Below are 719 nucleotides of genomic sequence, written 5' to 3' on the forward strand. Positions count from 1 at the left end.
CGGTGGTCACGGAAGTGGCTCCAGAGGAGGAGGAAGAGGACGGGGAAAGGGCGGAGCCGGGCTCAGCCGCCGGTGGTGAGCCACTCGCGCTGGCGCTTCATCAGCTCGTTCAGCAGCGCCTTGTCGGGCGTCCCCTTCACGTCGACGTCGATCGTGTACTGGACGTCGCCCTGGCTGGAGATGCCGCTCATCGAGCCGGTATAGGCCTGCTGCTTGGGGGCCTTCAGGTAGCCGCGGCCGCCGGAGTCGCCGTCGATGTCGAACGGGTCCAGCGACTTGATCTTGTAGTTCCTGGCGAAGTCGGCCGCCATCGCGGTGGAGCCGAACTTCAGCAGGGTGACGGTGACTTCGGCCTTGCCGTCGGCGGTCCGGTACATCCGGTTCGCGCCGCCCTTGTAGCCGTAGGACTTGAGGATGTCCATGATGCCGTCCTGCTTGCCGAAGAGGTCGGCGACGTCGTCGTCGCTCATGGCCGTCCCGTCCACGGGCCCGTAGGACTCGCCGCCGGCCGGGATGGGGAGCAGGAAGTAGCGCAGGTCGCCCTCGTGCTTGCCGCCGCTGACGGTGCCCTTGACGGTGCTGACGGGGGCGGGCTCGGCCGGGACGGCGGTGGGCACCGGGACGGGCGCGGCCGAGGGCGTCGCACTCGCGGCGGCACTCGCGCTCGCGCTCGCCTTCGACGGGGCCGGGGCGGCGAAGAAGCCGACGCGGGCGGCGTA

1 protein-coding gene is annotated in these 719 nt (G+C 70.4%); it reads right to left on the bottom strand.

Translation table 11 applies throughout. From position 1 onward, the window contains the following. Nucleotides 1-62: 62 nt before the first annotated feature. A partial coding sequence (locus AE652_RS42125; protein WP_049661456.1) for a hypothetical protein occupies nucleotides 63-719 on the bottom strand: 657 nt, incomplete at its 5' end.

The organism is Kitasatospora sp. MY 5-36, assembly GCF_001182915.1.
Taxonomy (GTDB): domain Bacteria; phylum Actinomycetota; class Actinomycetes; order Streptomycetales; family Streptomycetaceae; genus Kitasatospora.